A 1088-nucleotide genomic window follows, 5' to 3' on the forward strand; every position below is an offset into this window, starting at 1 on the left:
ACGTGGCTGTTCCGAGGTCAACTAGGCGAGCGAACGGCCCCTGACTGTCGTCAAGCGGTTGAAAGGTGATGAGTTGTCGGCTGCTTACCTCGTAGTCCGAGGAGACACGCAGGTTCAGCTCTGTAAGGGCCTTTCGAATCAACTGTCGCTCGTTACGTCTACGCTTGACTTTCTCTAGCCGGATATCCTCGCGCAGATCCGCGATATAGAGCCACAGCGGGAAGTAAACCTCAACCAGATTCAAGTTCGCACGCTCGACCGTCAACGTGGGTGGGTCAAAATCTGGGTTTAGGTCGTTTCGTGTGGAACGGGCAAGAACGGGGCGAAGGGCGAGGCGGGCAAATGAGTGAGCTTTCCAGCGATGAGGTAGGCCATGGCGATGAAGTTTTCGACGCGGCGATAGCCGCGCGCCCGTGCGCGCGCCTCCTGGAGGGATCGATTCATCGCTTCGACGCGGCCGTTGTGTTTGCCGGCGTTAAAACCGTTGAGTACGCCAGGAAGATGCTTGGTGATCGTCCTGCCGAGGCGCTTGAAGGGTTCGAGTCGGCAGCGGCTGGCCCAGCTGAGCCAGCGCTTGAGCAAGGGCTTGGCCTCGTCAGGTGTCTTGGCAGTGGCGTAGATGGAGCGCAGCGCCTGCTTGATCCGCCAGGCCCGTGCGGTCTTGAGGTTCGAGCGCTGCAACCAGTACATGGTGTCGGTTTGCTTGACGGTCCAGTCGGCGGGTTTCTTGTGCAGGCCCCAGCGGGTGCCTTTGAGTTCGGGCGCGGTCTTTACCTCGGCGCGTCGCACCTCGTCCAGCGCCGTGCTGCTCAGAGCGACCACGTGGAAGCGGTCGAAACAGACCTCGGCTGCTGGAAAGTGCTCGGCGGCGCCGGCCTGGAACGAACCGCTCATGTCCATGCTGACATGGGTGATCGCGGTGGGCTGGCCACCATGCGCCCTGAGGTCGCTGGCGAACTTCCCGAGCGTGGCCTTGTCCCGGCCCGGCGTCGCAAACAGCAGACGCTGTGCGTCGAGGTCATAAAAAACAGAGATGTACGTCTGACCACGCTTGCTTGCGGTCTCATCGACGCCGATCGCGCGAACCC

At 61.5% G+C, this 1088-nt stretch carries 1 protein-coding gene and 1 pseudogene; both read right to left on the reverse strand.

The window, feature by feature from the left end; all coding sequences use genetic code 11:
• Positions 1-244: pseudogene (locus CAPSK01_RS21210) on the reverse strand (hypothetical protein); the annotation flags it as partial.
• A 44-nt stretch (positions 245-288) separates the two neighbouring features.
• Positions 289-1088 (reverse strand): ISL3 family transposase (locus CAPSK01_RS00015; protein WP_034920755.1); only part of this gene is annotated, 800 nt, incomplete at its 5' end.

The sequence above is a fragment of the Candidatus Accumulibacter vicinus genome (assembly GCF_000584955.1).
Taxonomy (GTDB): domain Bacteria; phylum Pseudomonadota; class Gammaproteobacteria; order Burkholderiales; family Rhodocyclaceae; genus Accumulibacter; species Accumulibacter vicinus.